The 6,861-nt window shown below is 61.0% G+C and carries 6 protein-coding genes, 1 tRNA gene and 1 pseudogene; 2 read left to right on the top strand and 6 right to left on the bottom strand.

Annotated features, from left to right (window positions below):
• On the top strand, positions 1-1,989 hold a 1,989-nt coding region (locus BG35_RS13055), incomplete at its 5' end, for a restriction endonuclease (RefSeq protein ID WP_025781957.1).
• Positions 1,990-2,158: 169 nt separating this feature from the next.
• Here the strand turns inward: BG35_RS13055 and BG35_RS14130 are convergent.
• Positions 2,159-2,325 (bottom strand): annotated as a pseudogene (locus BG35_RS14130) (polar amino acid ABC transporter ATP-binding protein); the annotation flags it as partial.
• 11 nt (positions 2,326-2,336) lie between these two features.
• Here BG35_RS14130 and BG35_RS0104965 point away from each other — a divergent pair.
• A complete protein-coding gene (locus tag BG35_RS0104965) occupies positions 2,337-2,765 on the top strand; it encodes a lyase family protein (RefSeq protein WP_080688030.1) in 429 nt (142 codons plus the stop codon).
• A 33-nt stretch (positions 2,766-2,798) separates the two neighbouring features.
• Here the strand turns inward: BG35_RS0104965 and BG35_RS0104970 are convergent, their stop codons facing one another.
• The 5 genes from BG35_RS0104970 to BG35_RS0104990 all read right to left on the bottom strand — a co-directional run bounded on the left by BG35_RS0104970 (position 2,799) and on the right by BG35_RS0104990 (position 6,834).
• Entirely contained in the window at positions 2,799-3,539 is a 741-nt protein-coding gene (locus BG35_RS0104970; protein ID WP_025781961.1) for an amino acid ABC transporter ATP-binding protein, read from the bottom strand.
• Between the two features lie 68 nt (positions 3,540-3,607).
• A complete protein-coding gene (locus tag BG35_RS0104975) occupies positions 3,608-4,651 on the bottom strand; it encodes an amino acid ABC transporter permease (protein ID WP_025781962.1) in 1,044 nt (347 codons plus the stop codon).
• Positions 4,644-5,552, bottom strand: coding sequence for an ABC transporter permease subunit (locus tag BG35_RS0104980; RefSeq protein ID WP_373276968.1), 909 nt, complete (start codon positions 5,550-5,552; stop codon positions 4,644-4,646). The genes BG35_RS0104975 and BG35_RS0104980 overlap by 8 nt, the downstream gene beginning before the upstream one ends.
• Positions 5,549-6,583: an amino acid ABC transporter substrate-binding protein gene (locus tag BG35_RS0104985; RefSeq protein WP_236619791.1), complete on the bottom strand. Its 1,035-nt coding sequence runs from the start codon at positions 6,581-6,583 to the stop codon at positions 5,549-5,551. Before BG35_RS0104985 ends, BG35_RS0104980 begins: the two co-directional genes overlap by 4 nt.
• A 177-nt stretch (positions 6,584-6,760) precedes the next feature.
• Positions 6,761-6,834 (bottom strand) — tRNA-Met (locus tag BG35_RS0104990).
• Positions 6,835-6,861: the final 27 nt, after the last annotated feature.

Here is a 6,861-nt window from a genome sequence, read left to right on the forward strand (position 1 = left end):
CAGAATGGCGATGATCTGGAGCAGACGACAGGCCGCGTCATCTACCGTGACTGCCGCATCGGTGAGATTGGGGTCAAGAAGGGGAACGAATGGATGGAACTGCGCATACCTGGAGGTGAACAATTCCTGAAGTGCGGAGAGGCCTGGGGCGATGTGGACTCTCTGATTGTAGCGCGGGAAATGATCCGCCGGACTATCCGGGAACATCTTGACAAGGAAAAGCGCCTGCGACCACAGGGTATCAAGGTGCTCAGCCTCTTTTTCATCGATGCCGTCAACCGCTACCGTTGTTATGACGAGAATCGTAATGCGTGCAAGGGAGACTACGCATGGCTCTTTGAGGAAGAGTACCGACGCTTTGCCAATCACCCGGACTACAATACCCTCTTCAATGAAGTCGATATTAACACCGCAGCCGAAAAAGTCCACGATGGCTACTTTTCTATCGACAGGAAAGGCGGATGGACGGATACCGAGAATAACAATCAGGCGAATCGGGATAATGCCGAGCGCGCCTACAATCTGATCATGAGAGACAAGGAGAAACTCTTGAGCCTGGAGACACCGCTCAAGTTCATCTTTTCTCATTCAGCACTGCGAGAGGGTTGGGATAATCCCAATGTGTTCCAGATTTGCGCCCTGCGGGACATTCAGACCGAGCGTGAGCGACGACAGACCATCGGGCGCGGGCTGCGCCTTTGCGTCAACCAGAAAGGCCAGCGCCTGCATGGCTTTGATGTGAATACACTCACCATCATCGCAATAGAAAGCTATCAGGCGTTTGCTCATAACCTACAACGTGAGATTGAGAAAGATACGGGGATTCACTTTGGCGTGGTCCAGAAGCACCAGTTTGCAGCGATCCCCGTTGCAGATGACACTGGAGAGGTGACGGCTCTTGGGTGCAAAGCATCCGAAGCCCTGTGGAATCAACTGTGTAAGGAAGGCTACATCGATTGCCAGGGCCGCATAACGGACTTGCTGCGCACCGCTCTTCACGATGGGACATTGGTGGTTCCCGATGTGTTCGCGCAGCAGCGGGCAGAGATCAACCAGGTTCTACGCAGGCTCGCCGGCTGCCTGGAGATTAAGAATGCTGACGAGCGGCACTCCATCCGCCCTCGCCAGGCTGTGCTCCACAGCACGGAGTTCAAGGAGCTATGGGATCGGATCAAACACAAAACTACCTATTGTGTGGCCTTTGACAACGAGACCTTGCTGACGAAATGCACATTGGCGCTGCAGACACCGTTGATTTCAAGAGCACGGCTGCAGTGGCGGAAGGCAAATATCGCCATCGGTCAAGCTGGCGTGGAAGCCACCAAGACGGCAGATGCTGCACCTGTCTTGTTGAATGAAGTCCACATTGAACTGCCCGATGTGCTGACGGAGCTTCAGAATCGAACCCAGCTTACGCGCCGTAGCATCCAGCGCATTCTGAGCGACAGCGGGCGCCTCGACGACTTCAAGCGGAATCCCCAGCAATTCATTGAACTTGCCGGTCAGGCCATCAACCGCTGTAAGCAGCAGGCGCTGGTGGACGGTATCAAGTATCAGCGATTGGGGGATGAGCACTACGCACAGGAACTGTTCGAGATGAAAGAACTGACCGGCTACTTGAAAAATATGCTGAACACAACCAAATCGGTCTATGACAATGTCGTCTACGAGTCTAAGGTTGAGAAGCGCTTTGCCGACCAGCTTGAGCAGAATGAAGCGGTCAAAGTCTATGCCAAGTTGCCCGCATGGTTCACGGTGCCGACGCCGCTTGGCAGCTACAACCCGGACTGGGCAGTCTTGATCCATTCTGAAGAAGGCGAGCGCCTGTACTTTGTTGTGGAGACCAAGGGTAGCTCCTCCCCAGATGACCTTCGCCTCACCGAGAGCGCAAAGATCAAATGTGGACAGGCGCACTTCAACGCACTTGCGGTGCGGGAGTCACCAGCTCAATACATGGTGACAAAGACAGTTGATGATCTGCTGGCGTAGGGATGGGTATCAGCAAGTTCTGCACACCTGCGGCGCCATGGATTTTCAGGTACGAGGTTGATACTCTGTCCTCTCTCGGAAGTGGACGGCCACCACATCGGCGCCTTGCGGGACGCTGCCCTGACCCTGGGGGTGAGAGGGGCCTGCATCCCCGGACAGCGGTGGGCGGTCAGAGGATGCGGCTGAGGAAGAGTTACTGCGCTCCTCTTTGGGGTCGGTGAAGAAGGTTTGGGGGCTGGCTGCTTCCACGATCATGCCGTCGTCCATGAACACCACCCGATCCGCCACTTCCCGGGCAAAACCCACCTCGTGGGTCACCACCACGTCACGCCGCCCTGGTGGACCTGATGGACCGCATCGGCCAACTGGCCATGGGGCTGCACAAAATCGTCAACGACATCCGTCTGCTGGCCTCGGGTCCCCGGGCCGGTTTTGGCGAATTGCGGCTCCCGGCCAACGAACCGGGCAGTTCCATCATGTCCGGCAAGGTGAACCCCACCCAGTGCGAAGCCGTGGCCATGGCCACGGTGCAGGTGCTGGGCCAGAGCAATGCCGTCACCATGGCGGGGTGCGGCGGACACTTGCAGATGAACGTCTATAAACCCCTGTTGCTGGCGCCGGAAATCGGCTACGACGCCGCCGCCAGGGTGGCGCTCCACGCCCATGCCCACCAGCTCAGCCTGCGGGACGCCGCCCTGACCCTGGGGGTGATCACGGCGGAACGTTTTGATCAGGTGGTGAACCCCCGGGCCATGGCTCATCCCTACGGAGAGTGAGGGGCGGGCATTCCCTGACAACCGTGGATCGGGTCAGAGGATGCGGCTGAGGAAGAGTTGGCTGCGTTCCTCTTTCGGGTCCGTGAAGAAGGTTTGGGGGCTGGCCTCTTCCACAATCGTTCCCTCGTCCATGAACACCACCCGATCCGCCACTTCCCGGGCAAAGCCCACCTCATGGGTCACCACCACCATGGTCATGCCCTCGGCCGCCAGGGCGCGGATGGTTTCCAGCACCTCCTTCACCTTCTCCGGATCCAGGGCGCTGGTGGGCTCGTCAAAGAGCATCAACCGGGGAGAAAGGGCCAGGGCCCGGGCAATGGCCACCCGCTGCTGTTGACCGCCGCTCAGTTGGGAGGGGTACTTGTGGGCCTGCTCACGGATGCCCACGTGATCCAGCAGGGCCAGAGCCCTTTCCTTCACGTCCTGCCGGTCCCGCTTCTGCACCCAGATGGGGGCCAGGGTGACGTTCTCCAGAATGGAGAGATGGGGAAACAGGTTGAACTGCTGGAACACCATCCCCACGTGGCGGCGAATCCTGCTCACCACCTTCTGGTTGTTGTCCGCGTCCAGGTGGTGGCCCAGCACCTCCAGGTGGCCCCCCTGAATGGTTTCCAGGCCGTTGAAGGTGCGAATCAGGGTGCTCTTGCCGGAGCCGGAGGGACCCATGATCACCACCACTTCCCCCTTCGATACAGACAGATCCACCTTGCTGAGGGCTTGAAACCCGTTGGGGAAGATTTTGTCCAGCCCCTGGCTCCGCACCGCCAGTTCGATGGGTTGGGGAGAGGGGGCAATACCGGAGGCCATGGCTGGTGAGCGAGAAGTAGGGAATCGGCAGGGGGTCAATGGTGACCGGTCACGTTGAGGCCGCGCTCCAGTCGACGCGCCAGGCTGGTCATCAGAATGCAGACCGCCCAATACAACAGCGCCAGCCAGATGTAGACCTCCAGGTGGCGGCCCAGATAGTCGGGATTGCCCAGGATGCTGCGGCTGATGCCCAACAACTCGATCAAACCCAGGTAGGCCAGCAGGCTGGTGCTTTGGAGAGACGCCACGCATTGGTTGGCCAAAGACGGCAGGGCCGTGCGCAGAGCCTGGGGCAACTCCACCAGGGCGATGGTGAGCAGGGGGGAGAGGCCCAGGGAGCGGGCCGCTTCAAGCTGGGTTCTGGGAATGGCCTGGAGTCCACCCCGCACGTCCTCCGCCATATAGGCCCCCACGAAAAACCCCAGGGACAACACCGCCCGCAGCACCCGGTTAAAGGTCCAACCCTCCGGCAGAAACAGGGGAATCATCAACTGGCCGAAGAACAACACCGCGATGAGGGGCATCCCCCGGGTGAGTTCGATGTAGCCGGTGGTGAGCCAGCGCAGCAGGGGTAGGGAGCTGCGGCGGGCCAGGGCCAGGAGAATGCCCAGGGGCAAAGCCATGAGAACGGTGCCCAGGGTCAGCAGCAGGCTGAGTTGCAGTCCCCCCCAGAAACGGCTCTTCACCGGCTCCAGGCCCAGCCCTCCTGCCAGCAGCAGCAGTCCGATGGGCAGGATGAGAATCCAGAGCAGGGGCAGCAGACGCAGCACGGGTCGCGGCAACATCCTGGCCGGCATCAGGGTCACCAGGAAGAGGGCCCCCAGCAGGCCCAGCCAACTCCAGCTTCGCCCCACCTGCTCCACCGGAAACCTGCCGTGGAGGTAGAGGCGGACGTTTTCCACCACCACGGCCCAGTCCGCTTGCAGAACGACCCAGTGGAAAAAGCTCCACAACCCACCACCGCACAACACCGCCAGCACAACGGTGATGACCGTGTCCAGGGGGGAGGCAAACAGGCCGCGACGGATCCGCAGCAGCAGTTGACGGGACCCTGAGCCGGAGCGAGGAGATTCACCCATGGCGCAGCACCAAGCGATTGAGAACGTTCATCACCCCGCTGATCAGCAGGTCCACCGCCAGAAAGGCCAGCACCAGCAAGGCAAAGGCCTCAATGGAGCGCCCCGTCTGGTTGAAGGTGGTGTTGACGATGGAGAAGAGATCCGAGTAGCCCACGGCGATGGCCAGGGTGCTGTTTTTGGCCAGGTTGATGTATTGGCTGTTGAGGCCGGGCAGGATGGCCCGCAAGGCCTGGGGCAGGATGATCAGCCGCAGGGTGCGCCCTTCCCCGAAACCCAGGGAACGGGCCGCTTCCCACTGCCCCCGGGGCACAGAGTTGATGCCGCCCCGCACTACCTCGGAGATGTAGGCGCCGGTGTACACCGTGAGGCCGATGAGGAGGGCCACAAACTCCACGGAAACGGGCAGGTTCAGCCACTCCGCCACGGCGTTCACCCCGTTGCGGGCCGCCGGCACCCCGAGAAACACCACGAAGTACCAGAACAGCAGGTGGAGCAGGGGAGGGACGTTGCGGGCAACAGCCACGTAGAGGCCGGCCAGTTGCCGCAGGAGCCAGTTGCTGCTGAAATTGGCGGCCCCGCCAATCACCCCCAGGATGGTGGCCAGCACCAGACCCGCCACCACCACTTGCAGGCTGTTGACAAGCCCCACCACAAAGGCCCAGGCGTAGCTGTCCTCCGTTCTGTAGGGCAGTAGACCTCTGGGCAGGGGGAACCGGGCCGGCTCGCCAAGCCAGTCAAAGCTCAACTCCAGGCCACGGCGAAGCAGGTTCAGTTGCAGGTTGGTCAGCAGCAGGGCAACGACCCCCAGCACCAGGAGGCCAATGGCCGCCTGGAGGAGAATCAGCAGAAGCCGCTTACGCCGCCCCGGCAGCCGTCCGGAAGCAAGGGGTTCGGGGCTCAATTAAAGGGGGGTGCGTAGTGAAGGCCGCCCTCGGTGTAGCTGGCGTTCAGACCCCGGGGAATGAAGGTGGGCGTATCGGGACCCAGATGGCGATCATAGATCTCCCCGTAGTTGCCCACGGCGCCCACGGCCTGCACCACGAAGTCGTTGGGCAGGCCCAGCTTGCCGCCCAGGTCTCCTTCAAGGCCCAGGAAGCGGCGCAGGGCTGCATTCTCCGCCTCTTCACCGTCGGTGGCGGCGGCCACCCGGGCGTCAATGTTGTCCTGGGTAATGCCCAGTTCTTCTGCGGTCATGAGGCCGTAGACAACCCAGCGCACCGCATCGCTCCACTGGGCGTCCCCGTCCACCGTGGCGGGAGCCAGTGGTTCCTTGCTCAACACCTCGTCCAGAATCACGTGATCGTCGGGCGCCTCGAATCCGGAGCGGGCGCTGTTAAGGGAGGACCGATCAGCGGTCATGGCAGCGCAAACTCCTCCCGACTTGTAGGCCTCGTTGCGGTCCGGGTCCTCATCGAAATTGCGGATGTCAAAGGGGATCCCCCGGGCCTGCATCACGTCGTTGAGGTTGCGCTCCGTGGTGGTGCCCGTCTTTGCGCAGAAGGTTGCATCGGCCAGACCCTCCAGGGTGGTGACGCCGCTGTCCTTACGCACCATGACCCCCTGGCCGTCATAGAACACCACGGGGGCGAAGGCGAGGCCGTTACCGCCACCCGAATCACGGCTGAGGGTCTGGGTGGTGTTGCGGGAGAGCAGGTCGATCTCCCCACTGCTGAGGGCCGTGAAGCGCTGGGCCGCCGTGAGGGGGGTGTAGGCAACGCTGTCGGCATCTCCCAGGGCGGCGGCCGCCACGGCGCGGCAGACGTCAACATCCAGGCCCGTGTAGTCGCCGTCAGGGGTGAGAGAGCTGAAACCGGGCAGGCCGCCGCTGATGCCGCACTTCAATTCTCCTCTGGATTTTACCTGCTCCAGGAGGCTCACCTTCTCCTCGGGAGCCGTTGCACAGCTCGCGAGAGCCACGAGAAGGGGGGCCACGGCGAATCGCTTGAAGGATTTTGCCAGCATGGGTGACTTGGGGGGAAGAAAACAATCAACAATCATATTACTTGAATCCGCCCCACTGAAATACGAAAAGAAACATTCATCCCATGGTCCCATGGGAACACGTATAAACACGGACTTCATGGATTGAGACTTCCATGAATTGACAAATGGCGGGGAGGAGATTTGAACTCCTGACCTTCGGGTTATGAGCCCGACGAGCTACCAGACTGCTCTACCCCGCGACGGGATGAATCCGGGCTGACACTGAC

Source organism: Candidatus Synechococcus spongiarum SH4 (genome assembly GCF_000586015.1).
In the GTDB taxonomy this organism is placed as follows: domain Bacteria; phylum Cyanobacteriota; class Cyanobacteriia; order PCC-6307; family Cyanobiaceae; genus Synechococcus_B; species Synechococcus_B spongiarum_F.